Annotated in this window: 13 protein-coding genes; 11 read left to right on the forward strand and 2 right to left on the reverse strand. The window is 71.1% G+C overall.

Features of this window, described 5'->3' with window-relative positions; translation table 11 throughout:
* Positions 1 to 62 precede the first annotated feature (62 nt).
* Together ACPPVO_RS19610 and ACPPVO_RS19615 are read right to left on the reverse strand one after the other, a co-directional pair.
* Positions 63 to 272 carry a hypothetical protein gene (locus tag ACPPVO_RS19610; protein ID WP_426512642.1) on the reverse strand — a complete coding sequence of 70 codons (210 nt, stop codon included), beginning with the start codon at positions 270 to 272 and terminating at the stop codon, positions 63 to 65.
* Positions 256 to 1077, reverse strand: coding sequence for an SAM-dependent methyltransferase (locus tag ACPPVO_RS19615; RefSeq protein WP_426512643.1), 822 nt, complete (start codon positions 1075 to 1077; stop codon positions 256 to 258). The genes ACPPVO_RS19610 and ACPPVO_RS19615 overlap by 17 nt, the downstream gene beginning before the upstream one ends.
* Before the next feature lie 265 nt (positions 1078 to 1342).
* On the opposite strand from ACPPVO_RS19615, the gene ACPPVO_RS19620 reads away from it, so the two are divergent.
* From ACPPVO_RS19620 to ACPPVO_RS19670, 11 genes are all read left to right on the forward strand, one after another.
* On the forward strand, positions 1343 to 3982 hold the full coding sequence (locus ACPPVO_RS19620) for a glycosyl hydrolase (RefSeq protein ID WP_426512644.1): 2640 nt from the start codon (positions 1343 to 1345) through the stop codon (positions 3980 to 3982).
* Positions 3983 to 4297: 315 nt separating this feature from the next.
* The gene (locus tag ACPPVO_RS19625; protein ID WP_426512645.1) at positions 4298 to 5305 is read left to right on the forward strand and encodes a methylenetetrahydrofolate reductase C-terminal domain-containing protein; all 1008 of its coding nucleotides are present in this window, start codon (positions 4298 to 4300) and stop codon (positions 5303 to 5305) included.
* Complete coding sequence (locus ACPPVO_RS19630) at positions 5302 to 6513, forward strand: amidohydrolase family protein (RefSeq protein ID WP_426512646.1); 1212 nt, start codon at positions 5302 to 5304, stop codon at positions 6511 to 6513. The genes ACPPVO_RS19625 and ACPPVO_RS19630 overlap by 4 nt, the downstream gene beginning before the upstream one ends.
* 31 nt (positions 6514 to 6544) lie before the next feature.
* Positions 6545 to 7297 (forward strand): ABC transporter ATP-binding protein, encoded by a 753-nt coding sequence (locus tag ACPPVO_RS19635; protein ID WP_426512647.1) that lies wholly within the window; start codon positions 6545 to 6547, stop codon positions 7295 to 7297.
* Positions 7294 to 8148: an ABC transporter permease gene (locus ACPPVO_RS19640; protein WP_426512648.1), complete on the forward strand. Its 855-nt coding sequence runs from the start codon at positions 7294 to 7296 to the stop codon at positions 8146 to 8148. The genes ACPPVO_RS19635 and ACPPVO_RS19640 overlap by 4 nt, the downstream gene beginning before the upstream one ends.
* A 30-nt stretch (positions 8149 to 8178) precedes the next feature.
* Positions 8179 to 9348, forward strand: a complete 1170-nt coding sequence (locus ACPPVO_RS19645) for a hypothetical protein (RefSeq protein WP_426512649.1) — start codon at positions 8179 to 8181, stop codon at positions 9346 to 9348.
* Complete coding sequence (locus ACPPVO_RS19650; protein ID WP_426512650.1) at positions 9348 to 10727, forward strand: FAD-binding oxidoreductase; 1380 nt, start codon at positions 9348 to 9350, stop codon at positions 10725 to 10727. Before ACPPVO_RS19645 ends, ACPPVO_RS19650 begins: the two co-directional genes overlap by 1 nt.
* A gap of 205 nt (positions 10728 to 10932) precedes the next feature.
* Entirely contained in the window at positions 10933 to 11499 is a 567-nt protein-coding gene (locus ACPPVO_RS19655; RefSeq protein ID WP_426512651.1) for a helix-turn-helix domain-containing protein, read from the forward strand.
* A 90-nt stretch (positions 11500 to 11589) separates the two neighbouring features.
* Positions 11590 to 12756: an LLM class flavin-dependent oxidoreductase gene (locus ACPPVO_RS19660; RefSeq protein ID WP_426514655.1), complete on the forward strand. Its 1167-nt coding sequence runs from the start codon at positions 11590 to 11592 to the stop codon at positions 12754 to 12756.
* Between the two features lie 115 nt (positions 12757 to 12871).
* Positions 12872 to 13636: a creatininase family protein gene (locus ACPPVO_RS19665; protein WP_426512652.1), complete on the forward strand. Its 765-nt coding sequence runs from the start codon at positions 12872 to 12874 to the stop codon at positions 13634 to 13636.
* Positions 13629 to 15131, forward strand: coding sequence for a phytoene desaturase family protein (locus tag ACPPVO_RS19670; RefSeq protein ID WP_426512653.1), 1503 nt, complete (start codon positions 13629 to 13631; stop codon positions 15129 to 15131). Before ACPPVO_RS19665 ends, ACPPVO_RS19670 begins: the two co-directional genes overlap by 8 nt.
* The last annotated feature ends 43 nt before the right edge of the window (positions 15132 to 15174 follow it).

Consider the following 15174-nt stretch of genomic DNA (forward strand, 5'->3'; position numbering starts at 1 on the left):
GCGGCGCCACATCGGCGGGCGGACTGACCGGCATCCGCCCGTGACAGCGGCCCGGTCGGGCGCTACGCGCTGAACTCGGCGGCGTGGGCCTGGCACCACGCGGCGAATGTGCGCGGTGGCGTGCCGGTCGCCCGCTGCACGTCGTCGGTCACGTCGGACTCGTCCAGGGCGCCTCCGGCGTAGAAGTTCCAGCCGCTGAGCTCGCCCAGATCCGGGCGGACCGGCTGGCCGGGTTCGAGATCCCTGGACCTGGGCCTAGGGTTTCCGCGCAACGGCGCAATGTGAGGCCATCTCGGCCGCCGTGGGGCGGGGGGCGGGCTCGTCCTCGGCTCGCCATTCGGCAATCGACACGATCCCTGGAGGCAGCAGTTCCAGGCCATCGAAGAACCGCGCGAAGTCGTCGCGACTGCGTGGGTTGAACTTGATCTGGCCGCTGTCCGCGGCGTCGAGTTTGGCGATGGCCTCCGGCGGCATGAAGTCGTAGGTCGCGTGCGACATGACGAGGTAGCTGCCCGAAGGTAGGGCGTCGACCAGTCGGGCGACGATGCCGTAGGGGTCGGCCTCCGCCGGGATGAAATGCAGGATCGCGACCAGCATCAGCGCGACCGGCGCAGACATGTCCAGCACACGACGCAGGTCCGCGTCGTTGAGGATCTTGTTCGGGTCGCGGAGGTCGGCGTCGATGTAGGCGGTGGCGCCCTCCGGTGCGCTGGTCATCAGCGCACGTGCATGCGAGAGCACGACCGGATCGTTGTCGACGTAGACCACCCGGGCGGTCGGTGCGATGCTCTGGGCGATCTCATGCACGTTGGGGCTGGTCGGGATACCCGTGCCAATGTCGAAGAATTGGCGAATGCCCGCCTGCGCGGTCAGGAAGGTGACGGCTCTGCGCAGGAAAGCACGGTTCTCGATAATCGCGGTCCGGATGGTCGGGAACGCCGCGGCGACCGCGTCTCCGGACTCCCGGTCGGCGGCGAAATTGTCTTTCCCGCCCAGCCAGTAGTCGTAGCGGCGGGCGGGATGCGGCACCGTCGTGTCGATCTTCGGCAGCGGGGTCGCTGATTGATCGTGTCGCATGTGCACCTACCAGTCGTGGGCGTCGCTTGAGTGTGCCACGGCCGAGAACCGCACGGCTGCTCCGGTACGGAGTTTCGCATTGCCTGTGGCTGTGATCAGGGTGGAGCAGTGTGGGCGCAGCCAGCCGGGCGGGCTGGCCACCGCTCACACCTGCGACACCGCGGGCCGGCGGGTCGCCATGAACAGCGGGCGCGACCTGGAGTAACGCCGCGGGCGCCTCTCTCGCTTCCTCATCGACACCGCAACGCCGGAGAGGAACCGACAGATGGCACTATCCCGACGGCGCAAGGGCGCTATCGCCCTGGGCGCCGTGGCGGTCGTGGTGGCGTTAACCGCCGTCACCGCGACCAATCACGAATTGCAGGAATTTTTCGGCATAGCCCACGAACCGGGCGAGGGCCTGCCGTTCCAGCCGCGCGAGCGGGCGGAGATGATCGCGGGCGAGGACCCCGCGGAGGCCGGCGAGGAGGCTTTCGAGGCCGCCACCATCGCCGAGCAGTTCTCCCAGGCCCGCTACGCCCCCGGGATCGTCGCCCCGGGCGCGTACGGCGCGGCGTACAGTCAACTCACCGCCATGCCGTCGACGGCCGGCAACTGGCGGGAGATCACCAAGCTCAAGTACGACTCGGACGACCCGCGCTACCGAGACTACGCGTCGAACTCCTCCGGCGGTTCCGGCCCGGTCACCGGCCGGATGACCGGGCTCGCGGCGGACGAGGCCGGCTACGTCTACGCGGCGGGCGCCGACGGCGGCGTCTGGCGCTCCAGCACCGGCGGCGGCAACTGGACCCCGATCGCCGACGGCCTGCCCAGCCTGTCCAGCGGGTACCTGGTGCTGGCCGGCGACGGGTCGCTGTGGTATGCGACCGGCGAGGCGAACACCGGCGGCACCAGCTACGTCGGCGCCGGCGTGTACCGGCTGGCCAGCCCCCGGACCGGCACCTTCAGCCCGGCCGACCGGGTCGGCGGGACCGAGCTGGAGAGCACCACGATCAAGAAGCTGCGCTTCTTCGACGGCAAGGTGTGGGCCGCGACCAACCGCGGCCTTTACTCGCACCCGGTAGGCAGCGCCGCGGGCGCGTGGAAGCTCGAGTTCACGCCGAACCCGGACTACCTGCCGGGCGGCTCCCAGGCGGGCGCGGCGAACGCCGCGTACAAGAACATCGTCAACGACGTGGCGGGCGACCCGCACAACGGCAAGCACGTCATCGTCGCGTCGGCGTGGCGCTCCGGCGACACGTACAACGGCTTCTACGAGACCGCCGACTACACCGCGGGCGGCTGGAGGAAGGTCAACCCGACCGGCTCCATCCCGGCCGACGATATCGGCAACGTGACGTTCGCGTTCGCCGGTGACGGTTCGAAGCTGTACGCGATCAACCAGTCGCCGCGGCTGCTGAACAAGGCCTCCGGCACGGTCAACAGCTACCTCGGCGGCGTGTACGTGTCGAACAACGGTTCCCCGGCCGGCCCGTGGAGCAAGATCGCCGACTCGCAGAAGCTCGCGAACTCCGGCTCGGCGCTCAAGCAGTCGGTCGGCGGCAAGGGCTACGGCCCCGGCATCCAGGCCTGGTACAACCAGTTCCTGCAGGTCGACCCGGCCAACCCGATGCACGTCTGGCTGGGCCTGGAGGAGGTGTACGAGACCACCGACGGCGGTTCGTCGTGGAAGACGGTGGGGCCATACTGGAACTTCTACTTCTCCTGCTGGAGCATCTACGACGCGAAGAACGGCTGCCCGAAGACGACCCACTCCGACCAGCACTCCGTCGCGGTGGCCGGCGGCTCGGTGTACGTGGGCAACGACGGCGGTGTCTTCAAGCGCCCGGTCAACGGCAAGACCAACCGCGAGGGGCACGCGACCGACTGGGTCAGCCTCAACGACGGCACGATCGACGCGTTGCAGTACTACTCGGTCTCCGTCGGCAAGGACCCGGCCGCGAACGGCGTCGTGGTCAGCGGCGGCCTGCAGGACAACGGCGCGTCCGTGCTCCGCGCGAACGACACCGTGATGGGCTCCAACTTCGGCGGTGACGGCGGCGACTCCCTCGCCGACCCGGCCAACGGCTGCAAGCAGGTCCAGGAGTACACCAACCTGGCCATGCGGGTCACCGAGAACTGCAACGCCAACACCGGCGACGGCACGCTCAGCCAGTCCACGTCGCGCGACATCCAGCCGTACACCGCCAGCCCCGGCGACGAGCCGGCCCGGTTCATCGCGCCGTTCGCGGCCGACGACCACAACAGCTCGGTGTGGGTGGCCGGCGGCCAGCACATCTGGGTCAACACCAAGGGCTTCGCGATCCAGAACGGCAAGGGCTGGAACAACGTGTACGACCTGGGCGCCGGGCACCAGGCCACCTCGGTGAGCGTGTCCAACGGCGTCGCGTACGTGGGCTGGTGCGGCCCGTGCAACAACGCCGGCTTCGCCCGCGGCATCGCGGTCGGCAAGGTCAACGACCCGGGCAGCTGGCACCAGGTCACCCTGCCGATCGACGGCACGGTGCCGAACCGGTACGTCTCCGGCTTCGGCGTCGACCCGGCGGACGCGGCGCACGTGTTCGTCGCGATCAACGGCTTCAACCGCCGCTTCACCGAAGGCCCCGGCGCCGGCGTCGGCCACGTCTTCGAGTCCAAGGACTCCGGCACCACCTGGACCGACGTCACCGGCAACCTGCCGGACGTGCCGTCCAACGCGGTGAAGATCCTGCCCAACGGGGCCCTGGTGCTCGCCACCGACCTGGCCACGTTCTACCGCGCCGCCGGGCAGACGGGCTGGCAGCGCCTCGGCGCCGGCCTGCCGCTGACGGTCGGCATGGACGTGGAGTACTCCGCGACCGACAACACGGTGTACGTGGCCACGCACGGACGCGGCATCTGGACGTTCAGCCTCGGCCAGCTCTAGCCTCCCGGCCGACCGACGACCGGGGTGATCCCGCCGCCACCGGCGGCCGGGATCACCCCGGTTCGGCGCAGCGCCCCCGCAGTGCGGCAGCCTGACGCGCGTCGCCAGTTACGCGGCGTGACGCTCGCATTGCTGTCGACGCGCTGCGGGGCGCGGGGTTCGCCGGGAGAGCGTCGATCGCCTGGTAGACCGTGGTCGGCAGGGAGCTTGCCCTTCTCGTCGGGTTGGTGGGCGGGTGGGGCGGCCGGCGGCGTGGAAACGCAAGTGTCATGGGAGTGAAACCGCCGGTGTTGCGAAGACCACGAGATTGTTGATGTGGCGAACATCGCGTCGACCGCCTGGGAGGTCGCCCGAGCGGCGTGTCCGAAGCACATGGCACACGGCCCCTGCGCCGGCGTGTCGGACTCCGGCGCGTGCGAGGTGCCGTCGTTCGGCCCCTGCCCGTACACCGGCGCGTGGCCGTTCCCGATTGCGTTCGAGGAGGGCACACGCCGGGAAAGCGCGAAGCCGTTCGTCCTCACCGACCTGCCGGGCGCGCCGCTGGACGCCGCGAGCCTGCGGGCGAGCGCCCGTATCCTCGCCGGTTCGGCCGACGCGTTCCTGCTCGGCGATCACGGCGCCGAACGGGTCCAGTTCCCGCCGTCGTACCGCGCCCGCCTCCTCGCTGACGAGGGCGTCGCTGCCTGGCCAGGCATCAACTGCCGCGATCGCAACCGCGTCGCGCTCGAAGGCGAGCTTGCCGCCTGCGCGGACGCGGGGGCCGCCGGGGTGCATTGCGTGACCGGCGACCACCCGGCGCTCGGCCACCGCCCTGACGCGATGCCGGTGTTCGACCTCGACTCCACCGACCTCACTGCCCTGGCCCGCCGGGCGGGGCTGCGCGTGTCGGTGGCCCACAACCCGGCGAGCCCGCCGGCCGGGCTGCGGCTCCCGCGCCTGCTCACCAAGGTCGCCGCCGGCGCCGACGTCGTCGTGGTCGACCACTGCGGCGGCGCCGAGCCGGTCGGACGAGCGGTCGACGCGCTGCGGGGCGCGGGGTTCGCCGGGACGGTCCTCGTCTGCGTTCCCGTCGCCACGGATGCGGTTTCCGCACGTGTACTGGCCGGCTTCGCCGCCGGCCGGCTCCCGCCCGGCTACCTGGCGCGCCTGTTCGAGGCTGCGGACCAGCGCGTCGCCGGCATCGACGCGGCGATCTCGCTCGCCCGCGGACTGCTCGCGCACCCCGGCGTCGACGGTGTCAACCTGTCCGCCGGCACCCGGGCGGGCCACGAACTCGCCACGGCGCGCGACCTGGCCACGATCGGACGGGAGCTGCGCCCATGACCTGGCTGCGCAACGCGACGTTGCCCGACGGGCGGCAGTGTGACGTCCGACTGGCGGACGGCGCCATCTCGGCCGTTGTGCCGTCGGCGGGTCTGGACGACGGCGATACCGACCTCACCGGATACGTCCTGCTGCCCTCGTTCGTGGAGCCGCACGCCCACCTCGACAAGGCACTCACCGCCTCGCAGATCGGCAACCCGACCGGCGACCTGCTCGGCGCCATCCGTGCGATGGACGCCGCCGCGGACCGTTTCACCAAGGCCGACATCGCCCGGCGGGCCGACAAGGCCCTGCGGGTCATGCTCGCCCACGGCACGACGGCGGTCCGCAGCCATGTCAACGTCGGCTCCACGATGGGCATGCGCGCGCTCGAGGCCCTCGCCGAGGTCCGCGAGGCGTGGGCCGGCACCGTGGACCTGCAGCTCGTAGCCCTCGTTGGCAACCCTCTGGCGGGCCAGGCCGGGGCAAACCTCCGCGACGCCCTGCGCAATGGCGCCGACATCGCCGGCGGCTGCCCGCACCTCGACCCCGCGCCCGACCGGGCCGTCGGCATCTGCCTCGACGCCGCCGGTGAGGCGGACAAGCCGATCGACCTGCACACCGACGAGACCCTGGACCCGGCCAAGCTGACCCTCGCCGTCCTGGCCGAGCTGGTGCTGCAGACCGGATTCGCGCACGGCGCCACCGCCAGCCACTGCGTGAGCCTGGCGGTACAGCCGGTAGCGGTCCAGCAGAGGGTCGCCGAACTTGTACAAGCGGCCGGGGTGGCGGTGGTGGCGCTCCCGCAGACCAACCTGTTCCTGCAAGGGCGCGACCGGCCGGTGGGCACACCACGCGGGCTGACCGCCGTGCACGCGCTGCGGGCGGCCGGGGCGCTCGTCGCGGCCGGTGGGGACAACCTCCGCGACCCGTTCCACCCGGTCGGCCGCGGCGACCCGCTCGAGGTCGCCGCCCTCATGGTGACCGCCGGCCACCTCAGCCCGGCCGACGCGGTGACCTCGGTGACAGCGGCGCCGCGGGCGGCGCTCCGCCTGCCCGCGGTCGCCGTGGAGGCCGGCCGGCCGGCCGACCTGGTGGCGCTGCGCGGCGAGGACCTCGTCGCCGCGCTCGGGGCCGCCGATCAGGACCGCCTCGTCTGGCGTGCCGGTCGCTTGGTCGCCAGGACGACGGTGACCCGCATCCTGCACGTACCGCCCGCGCCCGACTGACCACGAAGGTGAACTCGCTCGAAGGGACCCCATGCCCGTGACACTCGCGACGAAGACAGCACTGCAGTTCAGCAGCGTGGACAAGACGTTCAAGGACGGCACGGTGGCGTTGACCGGCGCCGATTTCGCCGTCGCGGCGGGCGATTTCACCTCGATCGTCGGGCCGTCGGGCTGCGGCAAGAGCACCCTGCTGCGCATCGCCAGCGGCCTGGACGAGGCCACCGCGGGCCACGTCCACGTCGGCGCCGCCCGGCTCGGGTACGTCTTCCAGGACGCCACGCTCCTGCCGTGGCGCACCGTACGGGCCAACGTGGAACTGCTCGCCGAGTTGCACGGCCTGCCGAAGGCGGAGCGGCGCAAACGCTCGGCCGAGGCCCTCGAGCTGGTGGGGCTCAGCGCGTTCGCGAAGCACATGCCGCACGAGCTGTCCGGCGGCATGCGCATGCGTACGTCGCTCGCCCGCTCGCTGACGCTGTCGCCGGACCTGTTCCTGTTCGACGAGCCGTTCGGCGCGCTCGACGAGATCACCCGGGAGCGGCTCAACGACGAGCTGTTGTCACTGTTCCGCCTGCAGCGTTTCGCGGCGCTGTTCATCACCCATTCGGTGATGGAGGCGGTATTCCTGTCGACCCGGGTGCTCGTCATGTCCGGCCGCCCGGGCCGGATCCTCGCCGACGTCGAGATCCCGTTCGAGTACCCGCGCGAGCCGTCGCTGCGCTTCTCTGCGCAGTTCGCGGCGGTGTGCGGTTCGATCTCCGCTCATCTCCGGGGAGCGCACGCATGAGTGTCCTGGAAGCCTCGACCGGCATCGCCGTGATCGACGCCGGCGAGATGCCGCAAAGGAGGCGCCGGCGGATGCGGCTGTGGCGGGTACTGCCACCTGTCGGCGTCTTCGCGCTGATCGTCGGCGGCTGGTACACGATTTCCTACTACGTTCTGGACGAGAGCCGCCGCTTCCTGCTCCCGCCGCCGCACCAGATCATCGACGTCGGTTTCCTCGATCCGATCAACTTCCAGAACCTCATGCGCGGCCTGTGGCTCACCACCGAGGTGGCGCTGCTCGGCCTCGCCATCGCCATCGTCATCGGGGTCGCCGGCGCAGTGGTCATGAGCCAGGCGAGGTGGCTGGAGCTGTCGCTGTACCCCTGGGCCGTCATTCTCCAGACCATCCCGGTCCTCGCGCTGGTGCCGCTGATCGCGCTGTGGACGGGGTTCGGCTTCCAGAGCCGGCTGCTGGTGTGCGTGCTCATCGCGCTGTTCCCGATCATCGCCAACACCCTCTTCGGCCTGCAGTCCGCCGACGCCGGGCTACGCGACCTGTTCCGGCTGCACGGCGCGGGCCGGTTCACCCGGCTGTTCAAGCTGCTGTTCCCGGCCAGTCTGCCGGCCATGTTCGCCGGCTTCCGCATCTCGGCCGGCCTGTCGGTCATCGGCGCGCTCGTCGGTGATCTCTTCTTCAAGCAGGGCGAGCCGGGCCTCGGCATTCTCATCGACGTATACCGATCACGCTTGCAGACCGAGCAGATGTACGCGGCCGTCCTCCTCGCCAGCCTGCTCGGCATCGCGGTGTTCCTGTTCTTCGGCTGGCTGGGCCGGCGTGTCGTCGGCAAGTGGTACCAGGCCGGCCGTGGCTGAGTAAATTCCCACCCCCAGGGGAGCGTGTACATGATCCGTCCGAAGTGGACAGCAATGGTGACAGCCTTCTCCATGCTCGCGTTGGCCGGTTGTGCGACCGACGACAGCACCGATTCCAGCGCCCCGCCCGCCCCCTCCACGTCGGCCGGGTCCCAATACGACCTCGCGAGCGTCTGCCCGTCGACGGTCGTCGTGCAGACCGACTGGAACCCGGAGAGCGAGCACGGCGGCACCTACAAGATGGTCGGCCCCAACCCGAAGATCGACGCGGACAAGAAGCGGGTCACCGGCGCGCTGGTCGCCAAGGACGGCACCAACACCGGCGTCAACATCGAGATTCGGGCCGGCGGCCCGGCGATCGGCTTCCAGAGCGTCGCCGCGCAGATGTACACCGACACCTCGATCACCCTCGGCTACGGCGGCAGCGACGACGCGATCGCGCTGTCGAAGACCCAGCCCACGCTCGGGGTCTTCGCGGGCCTGGAGAAGAGCCCGCAGATCGTCATGTGGTCGCCGGACGCGCACCCCGACTGGACGACGATCGCCGACATCGGCAAGACCGATAGCAAGGTCCTGTACTTCCAGGGCGCCACCTACATGGAGTACTTCACCGGCAAGGGCATCCTGAAGAAGTCCCAGGTCGACGGCTCCTACGACGGGACGCCGGCCAACTTCGTGGCCAGCGGCGGCAAGTTCGCCCAGCAGGGCTTCGCCACCGCCGAGCCCTACATCTACGAGCACGAGGTCAAGGCGTTCGGCAAGCCGGTGAAGTACCAGCTGATCGCCGACGCGGGGTTCGACTTCTACCAGCAGATGCTGTCGATCCGCAGCGGAGAGAAGGACAAGCTGGCGCCCTGCCTGAAGAAGCTGGTGCCGATCATGCAGCAGGCGCAGGTCGACTTCATGAACGACCCGGCGTCGACGAACAAGCTGATCCTTGACTTGGTAACCAGGTACAACAACGGCTGGACGTACAGCCAGGGCGTCGCCGACAACTGCGTGAAGCAGATGAAGGCGCTCGGCATCGTCGGCAACGGCAAGGACAGCACCCTGGGCAACTTCGAGGATTCCCGGCTGACGGCGCTCATCGACATCACCAAGCCCATCTTCACCGCGCAGAACAAGCAGATGAAGCCCGACATCAAGGCGTCCGACATCGCCACCAACGAGTTCATCGACCCGTCCATCGGTCTCAAGTGATGAACGCCATCTCTCCGGCCGGGAGCCGTCGCGCTCCCGGCCGGGAGCCGGCCCGGCTGCCCGAGGACGCGCACCCTGTGCCGCCGTCCACCGTGGACGCCCTCACCGACGACCTCGTCGAGGCGTTCGGCGCCGAGGCGCTGCGCCGCGACGACGCCGGGCGGCTCTCCGCGTCCACCGACTGGGCGCACATGAGCCCGGTTCTCGCGCCGCTGCTGCCCGGCGGAGTCGCCGACGTCGTGGTGTTCCCGCGGGACGCCGAGGGGATCGCCGTCGCCGTGGCGCTTGCGCACCGGCACCGCGTGCCGGTCACGCCGCGCGGGCAGGGCACCGGCAACTACGGGCAGGGCATCCCGCTGTACGGCGGGATGGTGCTCGACACCAGCCGCGCCACCACAATCCACCGGGTCTCCGACGGTGCGATCAGCGCCGACGCGGGTGCTTCGTTCGTCGCGCTGGAGAAGGCGGCGCGAGCCACCGGCCAGGAACTGGCGATCCTGCCGTCGACCGTGGGCAGCACGATCGGCGGGTTCATCGCCGGCGGGTCCGGCGGCACCGGCTCCCTGGCCAACGGCGCCATCTGGACCGGCTACCTCCACGAGCTGCGGGTGGCCGCATGCACCGACCGGGCGCAGCTTCACACCGTGCCGTATCCGCAGAACACCGCCATGGCGCACGCCTTCGGCGTCAGCGGCGTGATCGCCGGGGCCACCGTGGCGTTGCGCCCAGCCGTCGAGTGGACCGCGCTGTTCGCAGCCTTCAACACGCTGGAGCAGGCCGCGGCCGCCGGCGAGGCGCTCTTCGAGCTGTCCCCGACGCCGCGGCTGGTGTCGCTGGACGAGGCGGGCATCGTCGCGACCTACCGACCGATGGACGCCGCGATGCCGCCGGACAAGGTCTCGCTGCGGGCGATCCTGTCGGTCGGCAGCGTGGCCGAGGCGACCGCGATCGTGGTGTCGTCCGGCGGCACGGTGACCGGCGTGCGGGCCAACGGCCCGGCGCTGCTCGCCTCGCTGTCGTACAACCATGTCACCCACCGGGTGCGCAAGGTCCGGCCCGACCTGACCCACCTGCAGTGCATGGGCCGCGGCCTGATCCACCGCCGCGCGGAGGTCGCCGCAACGGTCCCCGACTCACTGGTCCACCTGGAAGGCTTCCACATCGGCGGATCCCGCACCTGGGTCGGCATGCTGTTCACGCGGTACGTCGACACGCCGTCGCTCTATGCGGGCATGGACGCGCTGGCCGGCGTCGAGGTGCACGTGGACGACCCCCACACCTGGGTGCTGCACCACGACCGGCTCGACCTGATCCGCGCCGCCGCCAAACGCTTCGACCCCGACGGCCTGCTCAATCCCGGCAAGCTGCCCCGGACCTGATCCGGGCGAGCCCGTCCGGTAATCGCGCCGAAACGCCCCGGGGGCAGCATGTTGGTGTGGTCAACATCGGCACTCCCCGCAACGGGTGGACCGTCGGGCCCGAGGACGCCGGCGGGTGGACGGTGCCGGCCGGTCCGAGGCCGGTGCCGCTCGCGGACCGTCAACGGATCGATCTCGGCGGGCAATGAGCATCGAGTGAGCGCGAGTGACTGAGGACCAGATCCTGCGTCAGCTCGGCGGCGCGATCCGGGCCAGGCGGCGCAGCCTCGGCCTGACGCTGGTCGACGTCGCCGGCCGGGCCGGGCTCAGCCATCCGTTCCTGAGCCAGGTCGAGCGAGGCGTCGCCCGGCCCAGCATGCGATCGCTGACCGCCGTCGCCGCGGCGCTGGACACCACCGCGCAGGCACTGCTCGCACTACCCGGCGCCGAGCCGGTCTCCGTCGTGCCGAGCCGCGCCGCCCTGGCCGAGCTGCCCACGGTGGACTCGCCGGGCGGCACGGTGCGCTCGCTGGTCCACGGCGAGCGGGCGATGCTGCCGCTGGAGTTCACCGGCGCCCCGGACACCTTCGAGGAGTACTACGTGCACCGTGGCGAGGAGTTCCTCTATGTCGCCGAGGGCACCATCGACGTCGACGTCGACGGCGCGCTCAGCGTGCTCGGTGAGCGCGACAGCCTGTACTACGCGGGTGGCATCCGCCATCGGTGGCGCCGCGCTGCCCCGGGCCCGGTGCGCGTCATCCTGGTCCAGCACAACGTCGGCATCCGGGAGTAGTTTTTCTCGCCGAAACAACTCGCTGATCGCGGCGACACCTGCCGGGACCATCGTGACGAATGTTGATGGGCCCAACATCGGGTGGTGTACATGCGGGTCGGCATCTTCCTCTTCGGCGGCGTCGAGATGCCCGACTCCGGTGCGGGCGGCCCGGATCCGCTGGACCGGCGCTACGACCAGCATGCCGTCCTGCACGCCCATCGCGAGCTGCTGGAATGCGGCATCCTGGCCGAACGGCTCGGCTACGACAGCTTCTGGCTGACCGAGCACCACTTTCAGCACGAGGGCTACGAGGTGGTGCCCAACGGCTTGCTTTTCTCGGCGTTTCTGGCCGCGCGGACGAGTCGGCTGCGGATCGGCACCATGTTCAACGTCGTCGGACAGTGGCACCCGTTACGCCTGGCCGAGGACTTCGCACTGGTGCACAACCTCAGCGGCGGGCGCGGCATCCTCGGCGTCGGGCGCGGCACCGTGCCGCGTGAGATGCTGCCACTGACCGCCGGGCAGTTCTCGGTTGGCAGCCACGACAACCCGGACGCCGCCGATGCCGACCGGCGCAACCGCGAACTCACCGCCGAGGCCCTCGACGTCATCGAAGCCGCGGTCGGGCAGGAGACCTTCGCCTTCCAGGGCAAGCACTTCAGCCTTCCGCCGCCCGGTATCCCGGACCGCGGTGGCGAGGTGACCACGCTGACCCTCGTGCCGCGGCCGGTGTTCCCGTTCGAGACGTGGCAGGCGGTCACCAGTGCGCCGACGCTCAAGGAGGTGCCGCGCCGAGGCTACGGCGGCGTGTTCTGGCTCAAGGAACGCAACCGGATGCGGCGCGACTGGGACGAGTTCGGCGCGCTCTTCGAGCAGCACCACGGCCGGCCGCTCGGACCGGGGGAGCGGCGCCTGCTGGTCCTCAACGTCGCCGTCGCCGACTCCCGGGAACAGGCCCTCGACGAGGTCCGGCCCGGCCACGACGAGTTCTGGAAGTTCCTCGGCCCCTACGGCTGGGGCCGCGGCTACAACGGGCCGGACGGCGCGCCCGCACCCGCAGGCTTCCTGCCGACGCTGGAGGAGTCGGTCGGCCAGGGCGTGTGGGCCGTCGGAAGCGCGGTCGACGTCGCTGCCGCCATCCAGCGGTACCGCGACGAGCTCGGCCTGCACGATCTCGTCCTGTTCCCGGCGATGCCCGGCGACCCCTACTCGCGGGTGAAGGACCAGTTGACGCGGGTCGCGACCGAGGTGCTACCCCTGCTGGACCGGCCGTGATCCACGTACCGTCCACGTGGACACGCCGCGCCGAGCACGGCGTGATCACCGATCGGCACGCCAAGGACGTGTTCGGCTCCTCGGGAGCGAGACCTCCAGGCTTCTTGGGAGCGCCATGAGACGGTTGGCCTCGTTGACGTCGCCGGCGGTCGCCGCCCTGCCCGCGCACGGGATCGCCGTCCTGCCGGTTGGCGCGATCGAGCAGCACGGGCCGCACCTGCCGCTGGCGACCGACCTCCTCGTCGCCGAGACCCTTGCGCAGGACGTCGTCGAGGCCTGCGGCAACGAGCACGAGCTGTGGCTGCTGCCGGCGCTCGCCTGCACAAAGTCGAACGAGCACGCCTGGGCGCCCGGTACGTTGTGGCTGTCCGCCGCCACGCTCATGGCGGTCGTCCACGACCTCGGCCGCAGCGTGGCGAACACGCCGTTGCGCAAGCTCGTCTTCCTCAACGGCCATGGTGGCAACACCGCGCTGCTCAACGTCTGCGCCCGCGAGCTGCGGCTCGACTTCGGCCTCGCCACGTTCGTCATGCACCCGTCGCTGCCGCCGGACCACGGCGGCGCGTCTGCAGCCGAGGAGTTCGGCACCGGCATCCACGGCGGCAAGGACGAGACCTCGCTGGTCCTGCACCTGCGGCCCGACCTGGTGCGGATGGACCTGGCGACCCGCAACGTGCCCACCCAGCTCAGTGGCTTCGACCTGGTCCGGTTCGGCGGGCCGGTGTCGTTCGGCTGGTCGAGCGACGACTTCGGCACCGACGGGACCCTCGGCGACCCGACCCTTGCCAGCGCCGAACACGGCAAGGCGCTCTACGACGGCATGCTCCGCCAGGCCGGCCTCGCGTTCGCCGAGATCGCGCGGTTCTCTCACGGTGGCTGACGTCATCGTCGTGGGGGCCGGCCACAACGGGCTGACGTGCGCCGCCTATTTGGCCCGCGCCGGGGTCCGGGTCGTTGTTGTCGAGGCCCGCGGCACCGTCGGGGGCTGTGCGTCCACGGTGGATGCCATCGGCGCCAGGGTGAACATCTGCAACTGCGACCACACCATGGTGCTGGCCTCCGGCATCGTCGAGGAACTGGGCCTGGCCGAGCACGGGCTGACGTATCTCGACGTCGACCCGGTCGAGGTGGCCATCGGCTGGGGCGACGAGCCGGCGTTCGTGCAGTACCGCTCGGTCGACCGGACCGTCGCCGGACTGCCCGCCGCCGTCGCCGCCGCCTACCGGCGCTATGTCGACGCCACCCTGCCGCTCGCCCGGCTGGTGCTCGCGGCGGCGGCAGCGCCGCCGTCGTTCCGATCGCTGCTGCGGCTGGCCGCGCCGCGGACCGCCGCCCAGTTGCTTTCGTGGCGGCGGCGCAGCCTCCTCGACGTGCTCGACGATTTCGGCCTGCCAACTTGGATCCAGTCGGCGTTCGCGACCACCGGCCCCGGCGTGTGGGGCGTGTCGCCGGCTGCGCCCGGGACCGGGATGGCCGCCGCCGGGCCGGTCGTGCGCCACCTCGTCGGCGTCGGTCGCCCGGCCGGCGGCAGCGGTGCGCTACCCAGCGCGCTCGCGGCGGTGGTGTCCGCGTCCGGCGGCTCGATCCGCACCGCCAGCCCCGTCGCGGAGCTTGTTGTGGAAGGCCGGGCCGTGCGGGGCGTGCGGCTCGCGGACGGCACCCAGCTGGCGGCGCCGGCCGTGGTGTGCGCGGTGGACCCGCGTACCGTATTCATCGACTGGCTGCCGCCCTCACTGCGGCGCGGCACCTGGCCGTCCCGAGACGGCTATGAGTCCAAGGTGGACGCCGTGGTCGCCGCGCCGCCGGCATTCCGCGCGCTGTCCACTGTGGACGTTGTCCCGCACGTGGCGACGACGGTCGTGAGCCCGCCGCCCGCCTCGATGGTCGCCGGGCCGGCGTCCGCGGTGAGCGATCCGCCGATGTTCCTCGTCAACGTGCCGTCGGTGCGCGACCCGGCGATGCGTCCGCCCGGCGGCGGGCACCTGCTCAGCCTGGAGGTGCTGTGGACACCGTACGGGCTGACCGGAGGCTGGGCCGGCTCCGCCGAGCCGCGACGCTGGCTCACCCAGCTGGCGTCGCTGGCCGAGCCGGGTTTCCTGGACGGTGTGGGCGCGTGGCGGGCCATGACGCCGGTGGACTACGAGCGGGACTTCGGCCTGAGCCGGGGCTACGCGCCATCGTTCAGCGGCGGGCCGCTGAGCGCGCTGCTCGGCCGGCGACGCGAGCTGACCCGCTACCGCACGGCGGTGGACGGCCTGTTTCTGACCGGTGCCGGCACCTTCCCGGGCGCGGGCGTATGGGGTGCCAGCGGCCGTAACACCGCACACGCCGTGCTCACAGCGCTGGGCCGGGCAACGTATCGGAGCGGCCCGTGAGTCGCTCGATCATCGTCCACATGGGTCCGCAGCCGGGGCCGGT

The sequence above is a fragment of the Dactylosporangium sp. McL0621 genome, from assembly GCF_049995355.1.
Lineage (GTDB): Bacteria > Actinomycetota > Actinomycetes > Mycobacteriales > Micromonosporaceae > Dactylosporangium.

What these genes read in the sequence shown, in the direction of transcription:
- ACPPVO_RS19620 (WP_426512644.1), top strand. Translation starts at nt 1,343, where the DNA reads ATGGCACTATCCCGACGGCGCAAGGGCGCTATCGCCCTGGGCGCCGTG.
- ACPPVO_RS19615 (WP_426512643.1), bottom strand. Translation starts at nt 1,077, where the DNA reads ATGCGACACGATCAATCAGCGACCCCGCTGCCGAAGATCGACACGACG.
- ACPPVO_RS19635 (WP_426512647.1), top strand. Translation starts at nt 6,545, where the DNA reads ATGCCCGTGACACTCGCGACGAAGACAGCACTGCAGTTCAGCAGCGTG.
- ACPPVO_RS19665 (WP_426512652.1), top strand. Translation starts at nt 12,872, where the DNA reads ATGAGACGGTTGGCCTCGTTGACGTCGCCGGCGGTCGCCGCCCTGCCC.
- ACPPVO_RS19660 (WP_426514655.1), top strand. Translation starts at nt 11,590, where the DNA reads ATGCGGGTCGGCATCTTCCTCTTCGGCGGCGTCGAGATGCCCGACTCC.
- ACPPVO_RS19645 (WP_426512649.1), top strand. Translation starts at nt 8,179, where the DNA reads ATGATCCGTCCGAAGTGGACAGCAATGGTGACAGCCTTCTCCATGCTC.
- ACPPVO_RS19650 (WP_426512650.1), top strand. Translation starts at nt 9,348, where the DNA reads ATGAACGCCATCTCTCCGGCCGGGAGCCGTCGCGCTCCCGGCCGGGAG.
- ACPPVO_RS19640 (WP_426512648.1), top strand. Translation starts at nt 7,294, where the DNA reads ATGAGTGTCCTGGAAGCCTCGACCGGCATCGCCGTGATCGACGCCGGC.
- ACPPVO_RS19630 (WP_426512646.1), top strand. Translation starts at nt 5,302, where the DNA reads ATGACCTGGCTGCGCAACGCGACGTTGCCCGACGGGCGGCAGTGTGAC.